General features: G+C 34.5%; 22 protein-coding genes. 10 read left to right on the top strand and 12 right to left on the bottom strand.

The genetic code is table 11. From position 1 onward, the window contains the following. Positions 1 to 44: 44 nt before the first annotated feature. Together LUU93_RS13865 and LUU93_RS13860 are read left to right on the top strand one after the other, a co-directional pair. Positions 45 to 467: a hypothetical protein gene (locus LUU93_RS13865; protein ID WP_232681735.1), complete on the top strand. Its 423-nt coding sequence runs from the start codon at positions 45 to 47 to the stop codon at positions 465 to 467. A gap of 89 nt (positions 468 to 556) precedes the next feature. Further along, on the top strand, positions 557 to 1,045 hold the full coding sequence (locus LUU93_RS13860; RefSeq protein WP_232681734.1) for a septal ring lytic transglycosylase RlpA family protein: 489 nt from the start codon (positions 557 to 559) through the stop codon (positions 1,043 to 1,045). A 40-nt stretch (positions 1,046 to 1,085) separates the two neighbouring features. Here LUU93_RS13860 and LUU93_RS13855 read toward each other — a convergent pair whose 3' ends face one another. After that, complete coding sequence (locus tag LUU93_RS13855; RefSeq protein WP_232681733.1) at positions 1,086 to 1,541, bottom strand: DinB family protein; 456 nt, start codon at positions 1,539 to 1,541, stop codon at positions 1,086 to 1,088. Positions 1,542 to 1,618: 77 nt separating this feature from the next. Between LUU93_RS13855 and LUU93_RS13850 the strand changes: the two genes are divergently transcribed. From LUU93_RS13850 to nadD, 4 genes are all read left to right on the top strand, one after another. Then, complete coding sequence (locus LUU93_RS13850; protein WP_232681732.1) at positions 1,619 to 1,966, top strand: arsenate reductase family protein; 348 nt, start codon at positions 1,619 to 1,621, stop codon at positions 1,964 to 1,966. A gap of 199 nt (positions 1,967 to 2,165) precedes the next feature. Beyond that, positions 2,166 to 3,026, top strand: a complete 861-nt coding sequence (locus LUU93_RS13845; RefSeq protein WP_232681731.1) for a YicC/YloC family endoribonuclease — start codon at positions 2,166 to 2,168, stop codon at positions 3,024 to 3,026. A gap of 132 nt (positions 3,027 to 3,158) precedes the next feature. After that, the gene (gmk, locus tag LUU93_RS13840) at positions 3,159 to 3,731 is read left to right on the top strand and encodes a guanylate kinase (protein ID WP_053473399.1); all 573 of its coding nucleotides are present in this window, start codon (positions 3,159 to 3,161) and stop codon (positions 3,729 to 3,731) included. A gap of 110 nt (positions 3,732 to 3,841) precedes the next feature. Beyond that, positions 3,842 to 4,453, top strand: a complete 612-nt coding sequence (gene nadD / locus LUU93_RS13835; protein WP_232681730.1) for a nicotinate (nicotinamide) nucleotide adenylyltransferase — start codon at positions 3,842 to 3,844, stop codon at positions 4,451 to 4,453. 493 nt (positions 4,454 to 4,946) lie between these two features. Here nadD and LUU93_RS13830 read toward each other — a convergent pair whose 3' ends face one another. Next, positions 4,947 to 5,852, bottom strand: coding sequence for a LysR family transcriptional regulator (locus tag LUU93_RS13830; protein ID WP_232681729.1), 906 nt, complete (start codon positions 5,850 to 5,852; stop codon positions 4,947 to 4,949). Positions 5,853 to 5,938: 86 nt separating this feature from the next. On the opposite strand from LUU93_RS13830, the gene LUU93_RS13825 reads away from it, so the two are divergent. The 3 genes from LUU93_RS13825 (at position 5,939) to LUU93_RS13815 (ending at position 9,379) form a co-directional block, all read left to right on the top strand. Further along, positions 5,939 to 6,700 (top strand): type 1 glutamine amidotransferase domain-containing protein, encoded by a 762-nt coding sequence (locus tag LUU93_RS13825; protein WP_232681728.1) that lies wholly within the window; start codon positions 5,939 to 5,941, stop codon positions 6,698 to 6,700. Between the two features lie 175 nt (positions 6,701 to 6,875). Then, entirely contained in the window at positions 6,876 to 8,033 is a 1,158-nt protein-coding gene (locus LUU93_RS13820; RefSeq protein ID WP_232681727.1) for an iron-containing alcohol dehydrogenase, read from the top strand. A gap of 350 nt (positions 8,034 to 8,383) precedes the next feature. After that, entirely contained in the window at positions 8,384 to 9,379 is a 996-nt protein-coding gene (locus LUU93_RS13815; protein ID WP_232681726.1) for an NAD(P)H-dependent glycerol-3-phosphate dehydrogenase, read from the top strand. A gap of 151 nt (positions 9,380 to 9,530) precedes the next feature. Here LUU93_RS13815 and LUU93_RS13810 read toward each other — a convergent pair whose 3' ends face one another. The 4 genes from LUU93_RS13810 to LUU93_RS13795 form a co-directional block, all read right to left on the bottom strand. After that, a complete protein-coding gene (locus tag LUU93_RS13810; RefSeq protein ID WP_008465394.1) occupies positions 9,531 to 9,938 on the bottom strand; it encodes a hypothetical protein in 408 nt (135 codons plus the stop codon). Between the two features lie 92 nt (positions 9,939 to 10,030). Then, entirely contained in the window at positions 10,031 to 11,050 is a 1,020-nt protein-coding gene (pheS, locus tag LUU93_RS13805; protein ID WP_232681725.1) for a phenylalanine--tRNA ligase subunit alpha, read from the bottom strand. Positions 11,051 to 11,252: 202 nt separating this feature from the next. Continuing rightward, a complete protein-coding gene (locus tag LUU93_RS13800; RefSeq protein ID WP_232681724.1) occupies positions 11,253 to 11,780 on the bottom strand; it encodes a hypothetical protein in 528 nt (175 codons plus the stop codon). A gap of 78 nt (positions 11,781 to 11,858) precedes the next feature. After that, on the bottom strand, positions 11,859 to 12,215 hold the full coding sequence (locus LUU93_RS13795) for a hypothetical protein (RefSeq protein WP_232681723.1): 357 nt from the start codon (positions 12,213 to 12,215) through the stop codon (positions 11,859 to 11,861). A gap of 264 nt (positions 12,216 to 12,479) precedes the next feature. Between LUU93_RS13795 and LUU93_RS13790 the strand changes: the two genes are divergently transcribed. Continuing rightward, the gene (locus LUU93_RS13790; protein WP_232681722.1) at positions 12,480 to 13,028 is read left to right on the top strand and encodes a CvpA family protein; all 549 of its coding nucleotides are present in this window, start codon (positions 12,480 to 12,482) and stop codon (positions 13,026 to 13,028) included. 336 nt (positions 13,029 to 13,364) lie between these two features. On the opposite strand, the gene LUU93_RS13785 is transcribed toward LUU93_RS13790, so the two are convergent. The 6 genes from LUU93_RS13785 to LUU93_RS13760 all read right to left on the bottom strand — a co-directional run bounded on the left by LUU93_RS13785 (position 13,365) and on the right by LUU93_RS13760 (position 25,572). Next, positions 13,365 to 15,770: a glycoside hydrolase family 95 protein gene (locus tag LUU93_RS13785; protein ID WP_232681721.1), complete on the bottom strand. Its 2,406-nt coding sequence runs from the start codon at positions 15,768 to 15,770 to the stop codon at positions 13,365 to 13,367. Positions 15,771 to 15,968: 198 nt separating this feature from the next. Beyond that, on the bottom strand, positions 15,969 to 17,918 hold the full coding sequence (locus LUU93_RS13780) for a sialate O-acetylesterase (RefSeq protein ID WP_232681720.1): 1,950 nt from the start codon (positions 17,916 to 17,918) through the stop codon (positions 15,969 to 15,971). Between the two features lie 114 nt (positions 17,919 to 18,032). Beyond that, complete coding sequence (locus tag LUU93_RS13775) at positions 18,033 to 19,538, bottom strand: cellulase family glycosylhydrolase (RefSeq protein ID WP_232681719.1); 1,506 nt, start codon at positions 19,536 to 19,538, stop codon at positions 18,033 to 18,035. A gap of 1 nt (position 19,539) precedes the next feature. Next, on the bottom strand, positions 19,540 to 21,774 hold the full coding sequence (locus tag LUU93_RS13770; protein WP_232681718.1) for a glycoside hydrolase family 3 C-terminal domain-containing protein: 2,235 nt from the start codon (positions 21,772 to 21,774) through the stop codon (positions 19,540 to 19,542). Positions 21,775 to 21,814: 40 nt separating this feature from the next. Beyond that, positions 21,815 to 23,410, bottom strand: a complete 1,596-nt coding sequence (locus LUU93_RS13765) for a GH39 family glycosyl hydrolase (protein WP_232681716.1) — start codon at positions 23,408 to 23,410, stop codon at positions 21,815 to 21,817. 5 nt (positions 23,411 to 23,415) lie between these two features. After that, positions 23,416 to 25,572, bottom strand: a complete 2,157-nt coding sequence (locus LUU93_RS13760; protein ID WP_232681715.1) for a glycoside hydrolase family 3 C-terminal domain-containing protein — start codon at positions 25,570 to 25,572, stop codon at positions 23,416 to 23,418. Between the last annotated feature and the right edge of the window lie 133 nt (positions 25,573 to 25,705).

Genomic DNA, 25,705 nt, shown 5'->3' with positions numbered 1-25,705 from the left:
TTGACCAATTTTGCTATATTTGTTTTTAACAAAAAACACAGTTTATGTATCATTTCATTCAAAAGCTTCATTCTGGCTGGGCATATCTAGCGTTACTTCTTTTATTGTTTGCAGTAATCAATGCCATTATTGGCTTGACTTCTAAAAAAGAATTTACAGCAAAAGACCGTAAAATTTCTTTATTTGCATTAATCGGGACACATACACAATTACTAATAGGATTAATCCTTTATTTCGTTTCTCCATTAGGAAAAGATGCTTTTGGTCAAATGTCTAATGCAGCATTAAGATTAACATCACTAGAGCATCCGCTTACTAATCTAATTGCTATAGTTTTAATAACTATTGGATGGTCAAAGCATAAAAAATTAATTAATAGTGAAGCAAAACATAAAACCTTTGTTATTTATTACGGATTAGGATTAATACTTATTTTAAGTAGAATCCCATGGAACCTTTGGTTCTAAAAAATACCAATTAAAGCCCTCAAAAAAGGGCTTTTTTTATCTCGGCATATTATTTGTACAAACTCCCCAAGTCTGAAAAAAAATAAACCATGAGTAAAAAAAACTTTATACTTACCGCATTTGCAATAACTTTTTTGAGTTGTTTTACCTACGTAATAAGTCAAACAAAGCCTGTAATTGAGCCCAAAACACCTCAGGATACTGTAAAAAATGCCAGACCAAACATTATTGCAATCCCAACTGATTCTGTATTTACAGACAACGGTTTAAAACTAAAACTATACAAAAAAACGGCACATGCTTCCTACTATGCAGACCGTTTTAATGGTAGAAAAACTGCTGACGGCAGTAGATTTAACAACAACAAATATACCGCTGCACATAAAAAACTTCCCTTTGGAACAAGAGTTAAAGTAACAAATGAAGCAAACGGAAAATTCGTAATTGTAAAAATAACTGATCGCGGCCCATTTGTAAAAACTCGTGAAATAGACCTTTCAAAACGAGCTTTTATGGAAATCACAAAGTACAAAGGTGCCGGTGCTATGAAAGTAACTATCGAAAGGATAATAGAATAAAAAAATCCCGTTCTGAAATTTCAGAACGGGATTTTCATTTTTAAATAAATTTCTTAATACTCATAATGATTCCGGCATGAATTCCCTCATGATAACTAACAAAATCTAATGCATCCTGAATGTTTTTTAAATCAAAACCCATACTGGTCATATATTGATTATAATTTTTAAAAACATTGGCTGTATAATCCTTTTCTGTTTGAAGCAAAGTTTGGGTAAGCAAATCTCTAATCTCATTCACTTCTTCCTGCAAAACATCAACTTCTGGTTTTGTTCCTTTCGAATATTTACCGATAAATTCATCCGAAACGTGCAAAGGCAAGCCGGATAATTTATAAACTAAAACCTGCTGTGAAGCGATACAATGTCCAATATTCCAAATCAAATTATTTTTAAATCCGTCCGGGATTTTATTTAATTGTTCTAACGAATGATTATCTAAAATTTTTACAAGGATTTCCCTAATAGTCTTTTGTGTTTCAAAAACTGAACTCATAATTTTATTTTTTTTTCTAAAATTAGGCAATTTTAAGTTTCAAATGAATTTTCTTTGTACTCTAACAAAATAAAATAATGAACAAAATATACTACTTAGCATCTTGCGACACTTGCCGCAAAATTATTAAAAGTCTTCCTGAAAATAATTTGGTTTTTCACGACATTAAGCAAGACCCAATCACCGAAGCAGAATTGGAAGAAATGTATAAACTATCAGGAAGTTACGAAGCTTTATTCAGCAAAAAAGCGCAATTATACAAATCAATGGATTTAAAAAACAAATCGCTGACTGAGGCTGATTTTAAAAAATACATCTTAGAACATTATACTTTTTTAAGTCGTCCGGTTTTTATTATTGATGGCAAAATTTACATTGGCAACAGCCAGAAAAATGTAGCAGAAGCTATTGAGGCTTTGAGCTAAATTTATCCTGCCACAAATTTCACGAATTTCCACGAATTTTATTTAAGCTTAATAACTTCACAAACTGTGAAATTAATTAGTGTAAATTCGTGAAATTCGCGGCAAAAAAACTTTAAATACCTCTATACCTTACTGAATAGTATTTTACATCATAACACTGCAAACTTTTATTTATCTTTGCGCCTTTATACTCAATTATATGATACAATCTATGACAGGGTTTGGCAAAGCTTCTTTGCAATTGCCTACAAAAAAAATCACAGTCGAAGTAAAATCCTTAAACAGTAAAGGTTTAGATTTAAACGTAAGAATGCCGTCGGTTTACCGTGAAATGGAATTAGGTTTAAGAACCCAAATCTCAACTAAACTCGAAAGAGGAAAAATTGATTTTGCGATTTATGTCGAAAGTACAGCAGAACAAACTTCGACAAAAGTAAATGTTCCTGTTGTGAAAAATTATATAGCACAATTGAGAGAGGTTTATGTTGATGCTGATGAAACTGAATTAATGAAAATGGCCGTTCGTATGCCCGATACATTAAAAACAGAACGTGAGGAGATCGATGAAAACGACTGGGAGCAAATTCAGGTTATTATTGACGAAGCTTTGCAAAATATTTTAAATTTTAGAAAAGACGAAGGAGAATCTCTTGAAAAAGAATTTAATTTTCGAATTGGAAACATCCGTCAATATATGAATGATGCTTTGGCACTTGATCCGGAACGTGTTCAGGCAATTAAAGATCGTTTGCAGACAGCAATTGCGGAATTACAGGTTAACGTTGATGAAAACCGTTTTGAGCAGGAATTGATCTATTATCTTGAAAAATTAGATATTACAGAAGAAAAAGTCCGTTTAACAAATCACTTAGATTATTTCATCGAAACCTTAGGCGGAAGCGAAGCAAATGGCCGAAAATTAGGTTTTATAACACAGGAAATGGGTCGTGAAATTAATACAATGGGTTCAAAATCAAATCATGCACAAATGCAGAAGCTGGTTGTGATGATGAAAGATGAATTGGAGAAGATTAAAGAACAGGTTTTGAATGTTTTATAAAAACGCCATAAGCTTTAAGCTATAGGCAATAAGCTAAAAACGAAATCAAATTATAGCCTAAGGCCTACTGCCTAAAGCTTAGAGCATAAATAAAAGCTTAGAGCATGTTGCTTAAAGCCTAAAGCATACACAATGAACAAAGGAAAATTAATTGTTTTTTCGGCACCTTCGGGATCAGGAAAAACAACTATCGTAAAACACTTATTAGGACAAGAAGATTTAAATCTTGAATTTTCGATCTCAGCAGCATCACGTGATCCGCGCGGTGAGGAAGTCCACGGAAAAGATTATTATTTTATTTCGCTGGAAGAATTCAAAAAACATATTAAAGCTGAAGATTTTCTGGAATGGGAAGAAGTTTACCGCGATAACTTTTACGGTACGTTAAAATCTGAAATTGAAAGAATCTGGGCTTTAGGGAAAAATGTAATTTTTGACATTGATGTTGCAGGTGGTTTACGTATTAAGCATAAATTTCCGGAACAAACTTTAGCTGTTTTTGTAAAACCTCCAAGTGTGGACGAACTTAAACGCCGCTTAAAAGAGCGTTCTACAGAAAGCGACGATAAAATCAATATGCGTATTGCAAAAGCGTCTGTAGAATTAGCTACTGCGCCACAATTTGACGTGATTATCAAAAACTATGATTTACCAGTTGCTTTAGAAGAAGCGCATCAATTGGTTAAGGATTTTGTAAATAAGTAATTTTATTCCGCAGAGATTCACAAAGAAAAAATCACAGAGATTCGCTGAGTTCTAATTAAACTTTGCGAATCTTTGTGCTATCTTAGCGAATCTTTGTGAAACTCTAAAAAATGAAAATAGGTCTTTACTTCGGAACATATAATCCCATTCATGTTGGTCATTTAATAATTGCCAATCACATGGCCGAATTTGCAGATTTAGATCAGGTTTGGATGGTTGTTACGCCGCATAATCCGTTAAAAAAGAAAGCTACCTTGCTTGATGATCATCATCGTTTGCAAATGGTTTATCTGGCAACTGAGGATTATCCGAAAATCAAACCTTCGGATATTGAGTTTAAATTACCTCAGCCCAATTATACTGTAATTACTTTAGCTCATTTAGAAGAGAAATATCCCAATCATCAATTCTCTTTAATTATGGGAGAAGATAACTTGAAAACGTTTCATAAATGGAGAAACTACGAGGTGATTCTTGAAAATCATGATATTTATGTTTATCCGAGACTCGAAGACAAAGGACGAACTGGCGAAGCAATTTCTGATGAACCTGAAAATATAGAATTAAAATCGCATCCAAAAATTCATGTAATTGATGCGCCAATTGTAGAGATTTCTTCGACTTTTATTCGAAACAGCATTAAAGAAGGCAAAAATATTCAGCCTTTGTTACCGCCGAAAGTTTGGGAATATATCGATCATAATAATTTTTATAAAAAATAAAGATTTGACTTTAAAAAATAATTAATAGCCTCCAGCTTTAGCTGGAGGTTTTTAGTTTAACCACCAAGGGCTTTAGCCAAACACTTCATTTTGGCTAAAGCCCAATTACACTACTATTTTCTAACCTCCAGTTAAAACTGGAGGCAATTGATTTCTCTGGAAAAGAAAAAAACATAATCTTGTCATTTCGACAAAGGATAAATCCTACACAGGAATCGACAAAGATTGGCAGCAGAATAATAAAATCTGCCAGAAAAAATATCCCGTAGGCATTAAACTTTTTTAGAGCCAATTTATTTATTGAATTATTAAACTAGCAACTTGAATTAATATACTTACCGCAGGAAAAGCCCATAAAAGCTATAATAACCACTGTAAAAAATCTTTTAACACTTTAATAAGTTATTGATTTTAAATTATTTACACGAAAAAGTTAAAAGAAAAAATTTACATCTTAAAATAAAGATTAAATATTCAATAACTAAAAAAGCCTCTACAACCTATTACCATAAAACAATTTTAACTCTTTAGAAATAATTTCAAAAAACGAATTCAGATTATTGTTTTTGGGAGTTAACAAATACACAAATTCCTCCGGAACATGAAAACTGTTCCAAACTAACTGCAGTTTATTTTGCTTAATATAATTTCTTGCATTACAATTCCAGGTTACGGCAATTCCTTCGTTTTTGGCTAAAAGCTTAAGCATTTCAGATTCTGAAGGGATAATATAATTAGGAACCATCGATGGTCTTTTTTTATTAAAAGCATGAAGCCAGAACAATTTTATATGCGGAATTCGCGCATCATGGCTGTACCATTTTTGGGCATTGAGCCATTGTTCAATTTCCGTAAAATTGTCGGCTTTTAATCTTTGGCGAAATTCCGTAATGTCTAAACTTGTTGGCGCAACCATTATTAGTTTAATTTTTCCAACAATTTCATAAGTAGTATCAAACGTATCAAACCTTTTTGTGGTAATGGCAAAATCGAGTTTTTTCGAATTAACTAATTCAAAAAGCTCATCATTTTCTGCAAAAGTAAAATCGATTAAATCAAACTTAGAAATTAAAAGATTTCCAATACAGTCAAAAAGATTTTTCGAAACTCCGATAGAAATTAATCGGTTAGCGTCTTCTGCTTTAGCTCTGAAACCAGCTTCGACACTTTCGAGTCTATCGAGTGCATCTATAATCAAATTATTCAGTAACTTAGCATATTCAGTCGGCTCAACCCCTTTTGATTTCCGATTAAACAATTTATTCCCAACATGAGCCTCAAGCATAGAAATCTGCTGACTTACTGCAGGCTGGCTCATAAATAATTCTTTTGCAGCAACTGAAAAATTGCCGTTCTTGTAAACTGCTTTAAAAGTTCTGTACCATTCTAGATTAACCATGATATAAATTTGTTTATGACAAACATAGTTTATTTTATTTTTACTGATATCACTTTCGGCGTAAATTTGTCAAAAATTTTAATCTTATGAAAAAAATAGCATTACTCGCAATAATTGCATTTACCACTGCAGGTGTTTCAGCTGTAGCTCAAAAATTAAATAAAAAAGGTATGAAAAAAGTATTATTTATTGTTACCAGTAATGATAAGCTGGGCAATACTGGAGAAAAAACAGGGTTCTGGTCTGAAGAATTTGCTGCGCCTTATTATGAATTATTAGATCAGGGAGTAGAAATTACAATTGCTTCTCCACTTGGAGGACAGCCGCCAATTGATCCAAAAAGTGCCGATCCGGCATCTGCTACAGAAGACACAAAACGTTTTGACGCTGATAAAGTTTTACAAGAGAAATTAAAAAACACGCTGAAGCTATCAACCGTCAATCAAAAAGATTACGATGCAGTTTTTTATCCTGGAGGACACGGACCACTTTGGGATTTAGTTGAGGACAAGAATTCTATTGCCTTAATTGAAGCTTTTTATACCCATAAGAAACCTGTAGCTTTTGTATGTCATGCTCCGGCAGTTTTGAAAAATGTAAAAGTAAAAGGCGATTATTTAGTAAAAGGCAAAAAAGTAACCGGATTTACAAATGCTGAAGAAGAAGCTGTAGGATTAACTAAAGTTGTTCCATTTTTATTAGAAGATGCTTTGGCATCAAACGGAGCAATTTTTTCTAAAGGTGCAAACTGGCAGCCGTATGCCGTTGAAGACGGACTTTTAATTACAGGTCAAAACCCGGCGTCATCTAAATTGGTAGCAGGAAAATTATTAGATCAATTAAACTAAGATGCTAAGGCTCTAAGTTACTAAGGTTCTAAGATTTTAGCAACTTATCGTTTAAATCTTAATCAATAAATTGAAATAATAAATAACACAAAGATGCTAAAGATCTAAAATATTAAGTTTGAAAAAAAACTTAGCCCCTTAGAAACTTAGCATCTTAGAAACTTTAAAAAAAATCATGCTAAACTTTGAATTATATAATCCGACAAATTTAATTTTCGGAAAAGGACAAATTGAAAAACTTTCGACTTTAGTTCCAAAAGACGCAAAAATTCTTTTGGCTTATGGAGGTGGAAGTATTTTTAAAAATGGTGTTTACGATCAGGTAATCGCAAACATAAAAGGCTTTGAAATTGTAGAATTTGGAGGAATTGAGCCAAATCCGCATTTTGAAACTTTGATGAAAGCTGTTGAAGTTATCAAAGCAAAGAAAATTAATTTCATTCTTGCCGTGGGCGGCGGATCTGTAATTGATGGTGTGAAATTTATTTCGGCAGCCGTTAATTTTGAAGGAAATCCGATTGATATTTTACAAAAACGAATTCTGATTAAAGAAAACGCTGTACCATTCGGAACTGTTTTAACGCTTCCGGCGACAGGAAGCGAAATGAATTCAGGATCTGTTGTTACAATTGCATCTACACAGGAAAAACTGGCTTTTGGCGGAAGCGCATTATTCCCAAAATTTTCTATCTGCGACCCAACTGTAATTGAATCTTTACCAAAAAGACAAATTCAAAACGGTGTTGTAGATGCTTTCACGCACGTAATGGAACAATATTTAACGTATCCGCACGAAGGTTATCTGCAAGACAGAATTGCCGAAGGAATTTTGCAGACTTTAATTGAAGTTGGCCCAAAAGTGGTTGAAAACCCTAATGATTATGCTTTGGCTTCAAACTTTATGTGGAGCTGTACAATGGCATTAAACGGATTAATCCAGAAAGGTGTTCCAAGTGATTGGGCAACACATATGATTGGCCACGAATTAACGGCTCTTTACGGAATTGATCATGCGAGAACTTTGGCAATTATAGGCCCTAGTTTATATAATGTAATGTTTGAAACTAAAAAAGGGAAATTAGCACAATACGGAAGACGTATTTTCAACCTTTCTGGTTCTGATGACGAAGTGGCAAAAGAAGCGATTAATAAAACGGTTGAGTTTTTCCATACAATGGGAATGGACACAAAACTTTCTCAATATACAGATGATTATACCAAAACTGCAGATTTTATCGTAAATCGTTTCGACGAAAGGGGCTGGAAAGGTTTAGGCGAAAATCAACTGGTAACTTTAGATAAAGTGAAATCTATTGTGGAGCTTAGTTATTAAGTAATCAGTGATCAGTTTTTTAGTGGTCAGCCAAAGTGTAAAAAGTGAGCACTAAAAAACGGATCACTGCCAACTAATAAAAAAGGCGTTCTTAACAAGTTTAGGAACGCCTTTTCAAAATACTAAAACAAAACTAACTAACTCAATTCTTGATAAATTCATTAAATTCTAATTTACAATTAGTTACAACGTACCTTTTTATTCTTTATTGCATACTTGTTAAAAATATTTTTTATTTTACCCAAACATGCTGAAAACCATTGAAATTAAAGACTTTCGTCAAATTTCTTAAATCAGATTTTGTATTATTACTACATTATTAAGTACTTTTGTTTTAAATTATTAAAATAATGAGCGGAAAATTAAAATTTGCAGTAATTGGAGGAGGAAGCTGGGCAACGGCAATTACAAAAATGCTATGTGTGAATCTTTCAGAAATTGCCTGGTATATGCGTAATGAATCTGCAATCGAACATATCCAAAAATACAAACACAATCCAAATTATTTAAGTTCTGTTGAGTTTGACACAAACAAACTTAAATTAACAAGCAATATAAACGAAGCAATTGAATTTGCTGATTATATTATTTTTGCGATTCCATCTGCTTTTTTAGATGCCGAATTAAGAAACATGACGGTTTCATTAGCTGATAAAATCATTTTTTCTGCCATTAAAGGAATTGTTCCTGAAACAAGTTTAATCGTTGGTGAACACTTTCACATTCAATACGATATTCCTTATTATAATATTGGTGTTATTACAGGTCCTTGCCATGCGGAGGAAGTTGCTCTTGAAAGACTTTCGTACTTAACAATTGCGTGCGGAGATCCCGAAAAAGCCCGTACAGTTGCAAAATCATTGTCAGGAAATTATATTAAAGCTAAAATCTCTGATGATATTATTGGTACCGAATATGCAGCAATGCTTAAAAACATTTATGCAATCGCTGCCGGAATTGCTCACGGTTTAGGTTATGGAGATAATTTCCAATCGGTTATGATGAGTAACGGAATTCGCGAAATGAAAAAATTCATCCGTAAAGTTCATAAGATGAAACGCAACATCAATGATTCTGCTTATTTAGGAGATTTATTAGTTACAGGATATTCCGTTTTCTCAAGAAACAGAATGTTCGGAAACATGATTGGAAAAGGATATACAGTAAAAAGTGCCATGATGGAAATGAGCATGGTTGCCGAAGGTTATTACGCAACAAAAAGTGCTTATAAACTAAATCAGGGTTACGGAGCAAAAACGCCTATTATAGACGCTGTTTATGCGGTTTTATATGATGGAAAAGATGCGAAGTCTGTATTTAAGAAATTGACGGAGTCTTTGGATTAAGTTTTTTTTTAGTGAAAAGAGACAAGAAGCAAGAGTAAAGACTTCTCTGCTAAGATAAAAAAAGAGCCAAACTGAATTTTCAGTCTTGGCTCTTTCTTCTTTATTCTATTTAAGTCTAATCTTTTCTCTTGCTTCTTTCCTCTTTGAAACTCTACTTCACCATAACCCCTTCAACAAACAAAATCGGCACTTCTTCTGTATTGTTTTCGTCAAGCGAATTGGCTTTAAAAATAAACTTCTTATCGTACAAAGTATTTCCGATAAAGAAAGTTACCATAAACTCGTTATTAAGCGCTAAAAGACTCTTTTCTACCAATTCTATCTTCACAACAGAAACCGAAGGAACCTCAACAAATGCATGACGTAAGATTGAAGTTTTTTTCATTTCGCCATCAATAGTTCCAAAAGCTTTTGAAACTACCATTACGCTATCTAAGTTAAAATCACTGTCATTAACCAAATAAGCGTACCACACTTTTTCCATAAAATCATCACTCCATTCTTGCACCGCAGCTAGAAACACGTTTTCAACTTCCGGAATTATTATATCTTTTTTCATATGAGTCAAAAGTTATAAAGTCAAAAATCGAAAGTCAAAAGCCATTACTTTGAGACTTTTGACTTTCGACTTTATGACTTTTTAGACTTAAATTAAATATTTGCTTTAAACTGCTCTAAGAAACGAACATCATTTTCATAGAACATACGGATATCGCCAATTTGGTATAAAAGCATGGCAATACGCTCTACTCCCATTCCAAAAGCAAAACCATTGTATTCGTCTGGATTAATATCACAGTTTTTCAAAACGTTTGGATCAACCATTCCGCATCCTCCAATTTCTAACCAGCCAGTTCCTTTAGTTATACGGTAATCGGTTTCAGTTTTTAGTCCCCAATAAATATCAATTTCAGCACTTGGCTCTGTAAATGGGAAATAAGACGGACGAAGACGGATTTTAGATTTACCAAACATTTCTTTAGTAAAATAAAGTAACGTCTGTTTTAAATCTGCAAAAGAAACATCTTTGTCAATATACAATCCTTCTACCTGATGGAAAATACAGTGCGAACGTGATGAAATGGCTTCGTTACGGAAAACACGTCCCGGTGAAATAGTACGAATTGGCGGTTTATGATTTTCCATATAACGCACCTGAACAGATGATGTATGCGTACGCAATAACACATCAGGATTTGTCTGGATGAAAAATGTATCCTGCATATCACGCGCCGGATGATATTCTGGCAAATTTAATGCAGTAAAGTTATGCCAGTCGTCTTCGATTTCCGGACCTTCAGAAACGTTGAATCCAATATTGGCAAAAATATCTATAATCTGATTTTTTACGATAGAAATAGGATGACGGGAACCAACAATTACCGGTTCTGCAGCACGCGTTAAATCACCAAAAATCCCTTTTGTTTCTTCTTTGCTTTCAAGTTCTTCCTGAATAACCTTTACTTTTTCTTCAGCAACAGCTTTTAAGGTATTAATTACTTGTCCAAAGTCTTTTTTCTGATCGTTTGGAATATTTTTAAATTCAGTAAAAAGTTCTTTCAATAAACCCTTACTTCCTAAATATTTAATACGGAATTGTTCTAACGATTCTTTATTTTTCTCATTAAAGGCTTTAGCTTCCTCTATATGTTGTTTGATCTTATCTATCATTTTCCTTCGATAATTGAGAGTACAAATTTAAGTAATTTGTTTCAAGTTTAATGTTTAAAGTTGAAAGTTTCCTTTGTGACTAAGAGTTCCTTCAAATTAGTATTTATAAACAACGTAAAAAAGGATTTTTATTTATAAATCAACTCAAAAAATCATTAAATTTTTCACATTGAATTGTATCTTATAAACTATGTATTTAAAATTATTTTATCAGATTCAATTTAGTTTCAACTTCAGTAATTTTTTTATGCCAATAATTTATACCATCCTGATTTTTAACAATTTCTTTTCCATATCTTGATGCTACACTTGCTAACTCAATTGCATTTTTAGTCCAATCACGATCTCTTTCCCGATTATTAGATGGTTCGATTCTTGTACGCCAAAAATCCATATTTTTAAGATAGGTTTCTTTTAGTTCCTCAAAATATTGGATTAATTTTTCTTTTGAATTCGGAATATAACCAGGGCCGCTGCATCCACAAGAATGGAATGTAATCCCTACAGTATATAAATTTTTAATATGTTCCCATTTTTTTACATCATCCTTTTTTGGAGATTCAAAATCAAGTCCCATATTTGCCGTTAACTCGCCACATTCAGGGCATTTGGCTTCATAATTTAATTCTGTACCATCTTTTACATCACTTTTAAGTCTTCTTTTAAATGTTTTTCGACAATTAAAACAGGCATAATGAGGTTTATAGGAAGTCATTGCATATCTACACATCTTTGTGAAATTTTTAGTTGAAAGTGTAAGTTGAAGTTTTTAGTTCTGAAAACTGAGACTGCGACTGTAAACTAAAAACTACTCAATAAGTTTTCTTTCTAAAAAATAATTTACAATTGCTTCTTTCATTAAAACAGATTGTTCCCCGGCTTTTAGTGCAGGCAATTGTTCTTTTACTTTGTAATGCGGCCAGCCTTCTGAATCAAAAAAATCAAATTCATAAAACCCGTAAGGCTCCAGCAATCTGCAGATCGCGATATGCATTAAGTTTAGTTTTTCATCTTTTTTGAATTCACGGTGTATTTTTCCGAGTTCCTGAACTCCAATTAGGTAAATTATGGCATCTAAATCTAAGTCTTCGCCTTGCGAAAATTGATTTGAAAGTATATCGACGAGCTTTTCCCAGCGCTCTTTTAGTTGTATATCTCTAGACATTATATGATTTTAGATTGTTGATTTTAGATATTAGATTGCTGAAAAATCTGATTCTGAAGGGGGCAGAATCGCAATCTGAATTCTAAAATTTGATTTGCAAAGATACACAGTTCAAATTCAAACACGTTAAAAAAATTAAACACATAGAAACATAGATTTTAAATATTAGATAAATCAAGATTAAAAATGGCTGAACCTTTGCAACACCGAGCCTCTGAACCTTAAAAAAACATATATTTGCGCCTTTATTAAACATACCAAAACATGAGTTTTTTTGATATTATCGTTGCCGCGCTTTTAATTTATAGTCTTTATAAAGGAATTAAAAACGGTCTTTTTGTAGAAGTTGCTTCTTTTATTTCGCTGCTATTAGGGATTTATCTTGCGATTAAATTTTCTTCTTTAATAGCTGGCATGATTTCAAAACATGTTTCATGGAATCCAAGTAATATTCAGATTACGGCTTTTGTCCTAACTTTTATTTTGGTAGTAATTGGTGTTTATTTCCTTGCTAAAATATTAACCGGAATTGCTGATTTTGCAATGCTGGGCTGGATGAATAAATTAGGCGGAGGATTTTTCAGAATCTTAAAAACAATCCTGATTTTAAGTATTTTTATTGCTCTGTTTGAAAAAATTAACTTCAATAATACTTTCGCTAAAAAAGAAACTTTAGATAAATCTATTTTCTATAATCCGGTGAAAAAAGTGGCTGCTTTTGTTTATCCTTCTATTGAAAAATGGTACGAAACTTTTAAAGAAAAGCAGACTGAAAAATCTGAAGAAGAAAAAGAAACTGCTAAAGAAGAATAATATCTGTACGAATAATTAAACCTGTCGGGTTTAATCATATTTATCAATTAGAAAAAAACCTTTATAAAAGTTTAAAACTTTTATAAAAGTTTTTTCTTTTCAAGAAAGATTAATAGCCTCCAGTTTTAACTGGAGGTTTGAGAATAGATATACATACAAGGCTTTAGCCAAAATAATGTATTTAGGCTAAAGCCGTTTGTTGTTGAAACTAAAAAACCTCCAGTTAAAACTGGAGGCTATTCATCCGTTAGTCAGGCTGAGCGAAATCGAAGCACTTTTATATTAATCGAGCCTTCGACTTCTCGCTCAGGGTGACATTAGTTTTCAAAATAAGAATTACCAGTTTATTTCTAATTTCTGGCCTTTTTCCAAAGTGATATTTTGTTTTTTATCCCCGAAAACCAACGTTGTTTTTCCTCCTTTTTTCGAAAAAACAATTACTTTTTCCAGTTTCTTATTGTTCCATGTTATTTCTAATTCAAATCCGCCTCTTGCACAGATTCCTTTTACAGAACCTTGCTCCCAGGCATCTGGTAAAGCAGGAAGTAATCTAATTTCATTTTCATTAGACTGCACTAGCATTTCGGCAACAGCTGCAGCTCCTCCAAAATTACCATCAATTTGAAATGGCGGATGTGCGTCGAATAAATTCGGATATGTTCCTCCGCCTCTTCTTGGCGTTTCTGTTTTCTTTCCATCAGGATCAACGTAACGTAATAACTCCCGGAACATTTTATAAGCACGGTTTCCGTCCCAAAGTCTTGCCCAAAGATTGATTCTCCAGCCTTTTGACCAGCCTGTTGTTTCGTCACCTTTTATTTCCAGTGTTTTTCTTGAAGCTTCGGCTAAATCTGGAGTTTTTAAAGGCGTGATATGATCACCTGGAAAAAGTCCGAATAACTGCGATTGATGACGGTGTTTCGGGTCATTATCATCCCAGTCAAAATACCATTCCTGCAGATTTCCTTTTTTACCAATTTGATACGGATGCAGTTTTGAAAGTGTTTTTTCAAGTTTACCCCTAAATTCAGCATCAATATTTAAAATTTTTGAGGCTTTTATCGTTTTATCAAAGCATTCGCGAATCATCGCTAAATCGGCAGTTCCGCCATACATTGTTGCTCCGACAAAACCATCTGTTAGTTTATATTGGTTTTCTGGTGAAGTCGATGGTGATGTAATTAAATTTCCATTTTTATCTGTTACCATCCATCCAAGACAAAATTCAGCGGCACCTTTCATTAACGGATAACCTTCTTTCTTTAAATAAGTCACATCCTGAGTAAAAATATAATGTTCCCAAATATGTGTACTCAGCCATGCGCCAGCCATTGGCCAGCATGCCCACATTGGTTCTTCTTTTCCAAATTGTCCAACGGGATTTGTCATTGCCCAAATATCAGAATTATGCGCCCCCGCCCAGCCTTCATTAACTCCATAAAAAGTCTTTGCCGTTACTTTTCCGGTTACCGAAAGATTTTTAATAAAACTCAAAAGCGGCAGATGCATTTCTGAAAGATTGGTGTTTTCTGCCAGCCAGTAATTTTCTTCTAGATTAATATTCATCGTATAATTACTGCTCCAGGGCGGACTCAAATACGGATTCCAGATTCCCTGCAAATTCGCAGGAACTCCCAATGTTCTTGAAGAACTTATTAACAAATATCGACCGTAATTGAAATAAAGAATCTCTAGATTTTCATCTTCTTTTCCGTCAGCGTAACGCAGTAAACGTTCGTCTGTTGGTAAATCTGGTGCTGTGGTTTTGCCTAAATCTAACGTTACACGGTTGTAGAATTTTTGATAATCGGCAATATGGGACGATTTTAATTTATCAAATGATTTTATAAATGCTTTATTTAAGTTTTGTAACGCAATCGATTTGTCATTTAATCCCTCCGAAGCAGGGTTCTTGTCAAAACCATTAAAACTTGTTGCAATCGAAACATAAATTACGGCTTCTGTCGCATCTTTTACACCAATTGTATTGTTTCCGGTTACAATTGTTCCATCAGTATTTTTGATTTTCATCAAAGTTGTAAATCGTGTTCCTCTTTCTTTCTGCTGAAGAAAAGAAGGCTGAACCTGATAATTCGAGTGTTCATTAATAGGAGCTGTTCCTTTCATTGTCAAAACATTGTCTGTTACGGTAACTTTTGACTGCAGCAGACTGCTTGAATTAATGTCAAAACTTAGAGCTCCTTTTTGACTGCTGGTTAATTTGATAACCACGATTTGGTCTGGCGCTGAAACAAAATATTCACGAGTAAATTTTACACCGTCAATTTCATAGCTGACTTTTGAAACAGCATTAGAGATATCTAACTCTCTGTAGTAATTCAAAACTTTTCCGTTATTGGAATTTTTGATTTCCATTGTTCCAAGCGGAGCATATTTTTCAGAATTTTTGCCTTGAACTTTTTTATTTAATTCCTCCGCAAGCTTATAATTTTCGTTTTTAAGAGCTTCACGAATTGCGGAAATATTTTTGTAAGCTTCAGGATTCATATTGGCATTTACCGGCTCACCTGACCAAAGCGTAATATCATTCAAATAAATTTTATCTGAATTGACTCCGCCAAAAACTGTTGCACCCATTTTTCCGTTTCCTAAAACTAAGCTTTCTTCAAAGAATTCGGCAGGCTGTTTGTACCATAAAACATGTTTCGATTGTGCCGAAATGTTTGTGCAGTAAGAGGTGAAAAGTAAAATGAGAAAAATTTTTATGAGGTTTGAATTCATTTTGCTGCGTTTTAAATGTTACCAATCAAATGTTCCTACGGAACATTATTGAATATTGACTTTTTAACAACAGATTTCATCCGTTGCTACCGATGTATTGTTCCTAACAAACATTTTTAATTTATTTTTCATTCAAACAAGTTTCAAAAAACTGTTCAAAAGACTTTTTACTTCTCACTAATTACTAAGGACTAATAACTATTTACTCACTTTGTAAACTTCATTCGCCGTAATCATTTCCCAATTATCAGTTCTAAATGGTGATGCAGGAAATTTTTCTTTATTGAAAAGATTAATTTCAGTATCATCGTCTGCCCAGCCATAATGAACTGCCGCAGGATTTTGAACCTGATCGCTTGATACAATTACTTTGTTGTTTTTTATTATCGCTTTCGCGGAATGAAAAACTTTGTCGGCACCCGCAATTTCGAATCCTTTTAGATTTTCAGAATTATCTAAAGCTGTTAATCCCGAACCAATATTATCGAAAGTTAAAATAATTTGATTTCCTGCGATTTCCTGCGATTTGTACGTTGGACCACTGTAAACTCGTTTTTTACCGTAAACATTGTTTAAAGCAATTGCCGCCAAACGTAAACCAACGTCTTGTTTGTTAGTTGGGTGAATGTCTTTTGCATTCCCAATATCTGTCGTAACAGCCATTCCTGTATTTGGCAATTTTAACGTTTCAGATTGTGCTTCACGAAGTTCTGCCCAGCGGCTGCCAACTTTGCTGTTGCCATTTTGCTCATTAAAAGTTGACAATTGAACGAAGTAAAAAGGAAAATCACCTTGTTTAAACTTTGTTCGCCAATCTGTAATCATTAACGGAAATGCTTTTTTGTATTGATTGGCTCTCCAAACATTGGCTTCGCCCTGATACCATAAAACACCTTCAATGGCATACGGAACCAGCGGATTTACCATTGCATTGTATAATAACGATGGATAACTGTTTGGTGACAAAGATGTTTTTACGACAATAACTTTGAATTTCCATCTTCCGTCAAGCGGAATATTTTTACTACCTAAACTTAGTTTTAAATCGGCTGCGTCGCCGTAGATTCCGCCGCCGCCGCTGTTGTCGACAATTCTGACTGCGATTACATTTTTGCCTTCTTTTAAAATATTTGCCGGTATTTCGTAAACACGTTTTACATCGTATTGTGTGTTTCTGCCCACCTCGATACCGTTTAAATACGTAATATCTTCATCGTCGATTTTTGAAAGATGAAGCGTTCCTTTGTTTTTAATATCTTCTGCAGAAAGTGTTATCGTTTTTCGCATCCAAACCACTCCGTCTAAATCTTCTAAAGGCTGATTTTCCCATAAACTTGGTGTATTAAGTTCGCCCCAGGAAGCATCGTTGAATACCGGATCTTTGAAAGTATTTTCATTTTCTGTACTTACCGGAGTTCCCTGAACTTTTTCGATTCTTTCTTTCATTTGTTTGGCGTACAATTTCGAAATAGAATCGACATTCACCATTGGAACACCAGTAATCAAGGTTTTAAACTCATCACTTTTTTGGAATGCTTCACGACTTGTCCATGTTTCGACATTAGTTCCGCCCCAGGAAGTATTTATAATTCCAATTGGAATTTTTAATTCAGCATATAATTTTCTGGCGAAATAATATCCTACTGCTGTAAAATTACCAACAGTTTCTTTATTGGCTGCTTCCCATTTTCCGGCTTTTAAATCGTCTTTTGGTTTTCCGCTTAAATCTTGTGCAACTCCAAAATGACGAATCATTGGATAATTTGAATCGGCAATTTCTTTTTCGGCATTTATGGTTTTTGAAACCCGAAATTCCATATTCGATTGCCCGCTGCAAATCCAAACTTCACCAACCAAAACATTTTTTATGGTGATTTTATTTTTCCCGATAATTATTAATTCGAAAGGTCCGCCGGCTTTTTCAGAATTTAGATTTAAAGTCCATTTTCCGTTTTTATCGGCTGTTGTTTTTTGTATTTGTTTGTTAAAATGAACCTCTATTTTTTCATTTGCATCGGCAAAACCCCAAATTGGGATCGCTTTGTTACGCTTCAGCACCATTCCGTCTGAAAACAGCAAAGGCATTTTGACATTTGCGTTAGTTAAAACACTTATTATCAGAAAAATAAATAAGACACTTTTTTTCATTCCTTTCTAATTTGAATTGTTAAAACCACATAAGTGATATAAGTAAAGTTAAGTCAAAAAATAATTATAAACTTAAATTTTCTTATACCACTTATATGGTTTAGCTCTTTTTTTTTACTGTAATCCTTCCTTCAGAGCTGTTAAAGCCTGAGTATCAAAAACGGTATTATCACTTCTTTTAAAAATCCCGAAACCATTATTTCCAATGCTTCCTTCGTCCCAATAAAAAGGTAATAAACCATTTGTTCGAGCTGTTTTTACAACAGTTTTTAAATAATAAGCTCTCGAAGCTAAATGTAAAGTTAAAGCGTCTCCTGTTAAAGTTGTTCTGCGAATTGCTCCAAATTCTCCAAGCAAAACCGGAACTCCTTTATCAACAAACTGTGTTTTCATTAATTTAAAGGTTTTCTCTAAATCTGCTTCTTCTCCCCAAGTTGCATTTCGTTCTGTATCTGTTGTTGAGTGATAATTTGCTCCCCAATAATAAAACATTTTCCCCCAGGTTTCATCTTTAGTCAAACCTCCAAAATTCCAAGGGCCATAATAATGAACCTCCACCATCATACGGCTTGCTGCTGAATCTGTAGGCAGTGTAGTCATTAATTTGTTTGTTTTTTCGATATCTGTTGATGGCCCCTGAACTACTAAAGTACGATATGCATTTTTTCCTCCGGTAGAACGGACTGCATTAATAAAAGTTTGATGGTACGAAGTTAAAACTGCCATTTGCGCTGCATCTTCAACATTCGGCTCGTTTGCACTGGCAAAAAGTAAGTGCTCGTCAAATCCACGTAAATGTGTTGCGATTTGTTCCCAAAAAGCTTTTTGTTTGGCATTGTTTTCTACTTTTTTAGCTTCGGTAATATTATTTTCCAGCCAGCCGCCGTCCCAGTGAATATTTACAAGAACATACATATCATTGTCAACACAATATTGGATAACTTCTTTAACTCTATCCAGCCATTCTGTTTTAAGTTGTGCTGTTGAAGCATTTGCCATATTCTGATTCCATGAACAAGGAATTCTTATTGCATTAAATCCGTTTGCTTTTACTGCATCGATCAACGCTTTTGTAACTTTTGGATTTCCCCAAGCTGTTTCTCCGCCAATTGCTTCCATTGTATTACCAATGTTCCAGCCTAATTTTATTTTTGTCGCTAATTGTACAGCTGTACTTGACATTCCTGATTGGTCTGCCGCAATTGGGTTTGTATTGTAACTTGGGTATAAACTTGTAACTACCGCAGCACCTGCCTGAGTAATCGAAATTTGAACAGATGAAGTTTCACTTGAGCTAATTGTAATAGTTCCGGTTCTTGCTGCTGTATTTGTGTTTTCTGAAGCTGTTATTTTAACGGTAATGGTTCCAGAAGTTCCTCCAGCCTGACTTATCTGGATCCAGCTTGAACCTGGATTACTAATTGCCCACGCCGTAACATTTGTATTGATTTTTATGCTGGCTTCACTGCCTTTGCTTACAAAATCAATTTTATTGGTGTCGACAGTAAGTGTTTTTACTGCTGCTTTTTCTTCTTCTTTATCAGAACTGCAAGCCCAAAGGCTTAAAAAAGAGAAGCATAAAATACTGCTCAACAGGTAAACTTTAATTGTGTTTTTCATTTTATTTGATTGTTATAGTAATTTCTTTTTTAATATCTCTTGAAGAATTCCCCACTTTTAAAGTGTATTTTCCTGGCTCAACTGTCCATTTTTTTGCAGCAACATCGTAGTAAGCCAGCTCTTTTACAGGAACTTTAATTGTAACTGTTTGCGAAGCCCCGGCTTTTATAAAGACTTTTGAGAATCCTTTTAATTCCTGAGCCGCACGGGCTACTTTAGAATCTGATTTTGCAGTGTATAATTGAACGACTTCTTTTCCATCTGCTTTTCCTGTGTTTTTTACTTCAACAGAAACAGAAATTGTTTCATTTGCAGCATAAGAAACTTTATCTGCTTTAGCATTTTCAAAAGCAAAAGCGGTGTATGATAATCCGTAACCAAAAGGATATAAAGGCGCAATATTTTTAGTATCAAACCAACGGTATCCAATCAAAATTCCTTCGGCATAATTTACTGTTTTTCCCCCAGGGAAACTATTTGTGGCATGTGCTGGTGAATCCATAATATTTTTAGGCATTGTCCAAGGTAATTTCCCAGACGGATTTACTTTTCCTAATAATACATCGGCTAAAGCATTTCCTCCTTCAGATCCGTTAAACCAAGACCAGACTACAGCCGGAGCTTTTTTGCTGATATTTTCAATTTCAAAAGGAGCTCCGGCAACAAAAACTACAATCGTTTTTGGATTAACGGCCAATACTTTTTGAATCAATTCTTCCTGTCCAAATGGTAATTTTAAGTTTCTGCGGTCAGATGCTTCTGTTTCGTAATCACGGTTAGAACCAGCAAAAATAACGGCAACGTCTGATTTTTTAGCGGCTTCAACTGCTTCCTGAACTTTTGCCGGATCTAACTGATCGATTGTTACCGGACCGCTTGAAGTAATATTTCCTAGATTTCCTTTATTTTTTTCATCGTAACGTTCTAAATATCCTTCGGCGTAATTAATTTTAATTGATGACGGAAGTCTGTTTTTTAAACCTTCAAGCGGTGTAATTTCTCTTTTGGTTTTTACTCCGGCACCAAATCCGCCAAGAGCGTTTTTCTTTGTGGCATTATTTCCAATTACAGCAATAGATTTAATTCCGTCAAGCTTTAATGGCAGTGCGTTGTTTTCGTTTTTCAACAAAACTACCGCTTCTGCAGCAATTTTATACGCATCCTGATAATGTGCTTCGGTTGCTATGCTTCCTTTTACACGGTCTTTACTGCCCATCGCTTTTACCTGAAATAATACACGTAAAATTCTTTTTACATGTTTATCGATTTCTGCTTCTGAGATTTCTTTGTTTTTCGCAGCGGCGATTAATTTATCTGCAAGGAAAAATTCATTAAAAGGTTTTGGCGTTCCCATTTCAATATCTAAACCGCTTTGAAGTGTTTTTACTGTAGAATGTACCGCAGCCCAGTCTGAAACTACAACTCCTTTAAATCCCCATTCGTCACGAAGGATTTTGTTGAGCATATAATCGTTCTCACATAAATATTCTCCTCTAAATTTATTGTAAGCACCCATGATTGCATATGCATGACCTTCTTTCACCGTTGCCTCAAATGCAGGCAGGTAAATTTCACGAAGTGTACGTTCGTCAATCTGCACATCGACAAAATCACGGTTTGTTTCCTGATTATTTGCAGCGAAGTGCTTCACGCAGGCCATAACATCATTGTCTTGTAAGCCAACAACTAATGGCACTGCAATTTTTTTATTCAAAAACGGATCTTCGCTCATATATTCATAGGTTCTTCCTCCCAATGGTGATCTTACCATATTGATTGCTGGAGAAAGCAGCATGTCTTTATCTCTGGCACGTAATTCCTGTCCAACACTGTTTCCAAAAGTATAGGCCATTTCAGCATTCCATGTTGCGGCTAAAGCTCCTCCTGCCGGATAATACGTTGCAAAATCATTTGTTAATCCTGCCGGAGCCCAATTGTCGCGAGAAATTTCTTCACGTACTCCAAGCGGTCCATCTGCCATTTTTAACTCCGGAATGCCTAAACGTTTTACACCGCCGCTGGTAAACATACTGTTTCCGTGCAGCATTCCGATTTTTTCCTCAAGTGTCATTTGAGAAATTAATTTATCTATTTCGGCATCATGTTCTGAACCGATTTCTTTCCCCTGATATTCTTTCTGAGCTGTTTCAGAACCAGAACTCTGTGCTTCATTTTTACACGAAACAAACAGCATAACTGCCAATGCTGCTGAGAAGTATATAAATTTGTTTTTCATTGATTGTGGTTTTTTAGTTTTTGAGATTTTATTTAGGAAATTACTGTTTCACGAATCTAAACATATAAACATCATTTTCGTTAATTGCAATTTCTCTGTTGAATATTCCTTTTGAATCGATTTTTATTTTTTCTGTAGAGATCAGACAATCGTTATTTTTTTCTTTGAGAAGTTTTACCTGTTCTTTACTAAGCTGCTTTGGACTCTTCATTGCCAGATAATCAGCATAAACATCATGTGTTTTATAACCAACTTTGTAGATTTCTAAATTGTATTTTCCTTTTGCCAGATTGTCTAATTCGATTTTCACAACGCCTTTTGGTTTCGATGGTAAATCCTGAAGATAATAGGTTTGATTTAAAACTTTATCACCCGGATGTGTATTGGTAAAATCCCAGAATAAAAGTTGTACATCGCCTTTTTCGTTTTTACTAACCCATGAAGCTTTGTCTGCATTTTGAAGTTCTGTTTCTCCTAATTTATTCATTAAATAATACGAGAAATAGGCCGGTTTTTTAATTCCCTGCGTGTTCAATAATCCGAAACCGCCGTGAAAAGGTGTAAATCTTGGCCCGGCTTCTTCAAAAATATCGGTAAAAACCCAATATGACATCGAATTTGCTGCATTGCCCACTTGTTTTATTTTCTGCAAAATATACGCTGCGGAATGATAGCTGTCGTGAATTGGATCTGAAGGTGTGTACGAAGCACTCCACTCTGTATAATGCAATTCTAAATTTGGTTTTGCCGAAGCTGCAATTTGTTTTCTTGAATTTAAAATATCGCCGCTTACGCTGAATTCATCCTGACTTAAAATAGTTCCCGAAGTTCCGAATTCGTCCAGATATCCAGATTTTACGCCATAAGTATGTGTTGAAATAAAATCGATTGGAACATTATTCTTAACGCAAAAATCAATTGTTTCAGGAACCCATCCTGCGCCAGCTGTTGCCGGCCCGCCAACTTTGTAATCTCTATTCACACTTTTTACTGCACGTGCGCTATATTCATATAATTTGAAATAATCTGCCTGAGTTCCTGTCCAGAAACCCGGAGATAAATTTGGTTCGTTCCAAACTTCAAAATACCATGTTTTTACTTCTTCTGCACCATAACGTTCTGTAAAATGCCGGGTTAAATTTTGAATTAAATCTTCCCATTTTTTATAATCTTTTGGAGGCGTAACATTTCCTTTCCACCAAAAAATAGTTTCTTTTCCGCTCGCTAAAGCATTCGGCATAAAACCTAATTCTACAAAAGGTTTCATTTTTAAGCTCACTATATAATCGAACAAAACATCAACATATTGATAATTATATTCGGGATTTCCTTTTTCATCTTCACGATAAACGGCCATATCATCTGTCAATAAACCATGCATTCGAATGTATTTAAAGTCACATTCTTTTTTAACTAATGCCAGTTGTTCCTGCCAGTCGGCGCGCAAGCCTTCATTTGCTCGTCCTGCACCAATACATTCTTTAAACATGGTGCTTAGTTTTCCGGTCTCTTTGTTATAGTCAACTTTTATGGTTCTGTTTTCAGAACTGGTTTTTGCAGCATTTATTTCCTGTCCAAACAATTCAACATTGATTAGTGACAATAAAACAAATAATATCGTTAGGTTTCTCTTCATTGTAATTATTTCACTGTTACTTTTTTATTTAAAAGAATATTATCCGATGCGCTTCCTATTTGAATTTCTATACTATTATTTTCTAATTCAAATTGCTGCTTTGCTGTGTTCCAATATTCTATATCTTTAGCTTTCAAAGTCAAAAAAACATTTTTAGTTTCTCCGGCTTTAAAAAAAACTCTCTGAAATGCTTTCAGTTCTTTTTCAGGACGTTCAACTTTTGACTGTAATTGTTTTACATACAATTGAACTACTTCATCTCCATCTTTATTTCCAGTGTTTGTAACCGAAACCGTAATTTTTAGTTCGCCATTTTTAGCAATTGTTTCAGAATTGGTTTCAATAGTATTGTATTTAAAAGTGGTATAGCTCAATCCGTGGCCAAAAGCATACAATGGTTTTCCTTTGAAATACATATAAGTCCTTCCATTTCTGATATTGTAATCCAATAAATCAGGCAAATCGGTAATATCTCTAACCCAAGTTTGTATCAAACGCCCGGCAGGATTGTAATCTCCAAATAGAACATTGGCTAAAGCTGTTCCTGTTTCCTGACTGTTTTGTGTCATATGTACAATTGCTGGCACGTGTTCTTGTGTCCAGTTTATAGCGTATGGAAAACTACTAATTAAAGCAACTGCCATGTTAGGATTAGCTTTATACACCACTTTAATCAAATCTTCCTGTTCTAAAGTCAGCGATTGACGATCAACAGATTCTTTACCTTCGCTTGGAATGGGGCAATCAGCCCAGCCTGCATTACAAACAGGGTGATTTCCAACAATTACAATTACAGCATCTGCTTTTTTTGCTATTTCGACAGCCTTACCATCAATGTTGTTTTTAGCGTAAAGAATTTCAACATTGTTCCCCAGCCTGTTTTTAATTCCTTCTAAAGGTGTAATAACATAAGGCGGTGTGCCGCTGTACCAATCTAAAAGCACTTCATCTGCCCGCTGCCCTATTACGGCAATTGTTTTTAATTTATCTCTTTGCAAAGGCAGAAATTGTGAATCATTTTTGAGCAGTACAATAGATTTTTGTGCTGCTTCTAAAGCAATTTTTTTATGCACTTCGGTTTTCCAAGGATCAATTGTATCTTTTTCTGTTCCAATTTTTGCATACGGATTTTCCTCTGGGGCATCTAACATTCCCAGTTGAATCATTACTCGATAATTTCCCCTAATAACGGCATCAATTTCTTTTTCCTTTAAATATCCACGTGAAAGTGCGCCATAGACTGCTTCTGTATATTCATCTAAAAACTGATTAATTCCTGCTTTTATGGCTGCCGCAGCCCCAAGGTATTTATCAGCGTAGTATTTGTGATCTGAAAGTAATAACGTAAATGCACCTCCATCAGTACAAATAATTCCGTTTTGTCCCCACTCTTTTTGGGTAATATTTTTCAGCATCGGATGTACCATTGCCGGAATTCCGTTTACTTTATTATAGGCTGCCATATAAGCACGGGATCCTCCTTCAAGAACTCCCATTTGAAAAGGCAGGGCATAATATTCGCGCCAAAGCCTTTCATCAAAATCAGAAGAGGTATAGGTTCTCCCGTTTTCATTGCTATTGGCCAGAAAGTGTTTCATTAACGAAGCTGTCTGCCAATATTTTTGATTATTTCCCTGCAGTCCTTTTATGAAAGCAACCGTCATCATTCCGTTAAAAAAAGCATCTTCTCCATAACTTTCTTCAGTACGGCCCCAACGCGGGTCTCTTGCTATATCTGCATTTGGAGCACGAACTACTAATCCGCCGCGATGGTATTTTTGAAAAGCATAGCGTGTTTCATAACCTTCAACCTGTGCCGCTTTTTGAAGCAAATCTACATCCCATGTTTCTCCTAAGCCATAAGCCTGAGGAAAAGTAGTTGTAGTTAAAGGCTGTTTGTTTTTTCCTCCCCATTCTCCCGGCCCTCCCAAGGCTAAACCGTGCAATCCTTCTACATGATCTGTACCTATAACACCTAATCTTTTAATCGATGGATTAGTACTTAAGGCCTGTACTTTTTCATCAAGTGTCATCAGGGATAACAAATTATCAATACGTTTTTCGGTATCTAATTTAGAATCCTGAAAAGGGTATTGCTTTTGCTGTGACAACACCAAATTAATTGACAAAAGAAAAATAATATGCAAAAGCAGGTTTTTCATTTAAAAAAATTGTGGTTATTTAGTAAAGACTCACAGTTGTACGCCTCTGCCTGAAATTTTTATAAATTCTATTTTTTAATCCTAATCGTTATGTTACGCAAACCCGACAGGTTTCAAAAACTTGTCGGGTTTG

The sequence above is a fragment of the Flavobacterium soyae genome, from assembly GCF_021245985.1.
Lineage (GTDB): Bacteria > Bacteroidota > Bacteroidia > Flavobacteriales > Flavobacteriaceae > Flavobacterium > Flavobacterium soyae.
The sequence above is the reverse complement of the archived record's forward strand: the minus strand, read 5'-3'. Positions and strand labels throughout refer to the sequence as shown.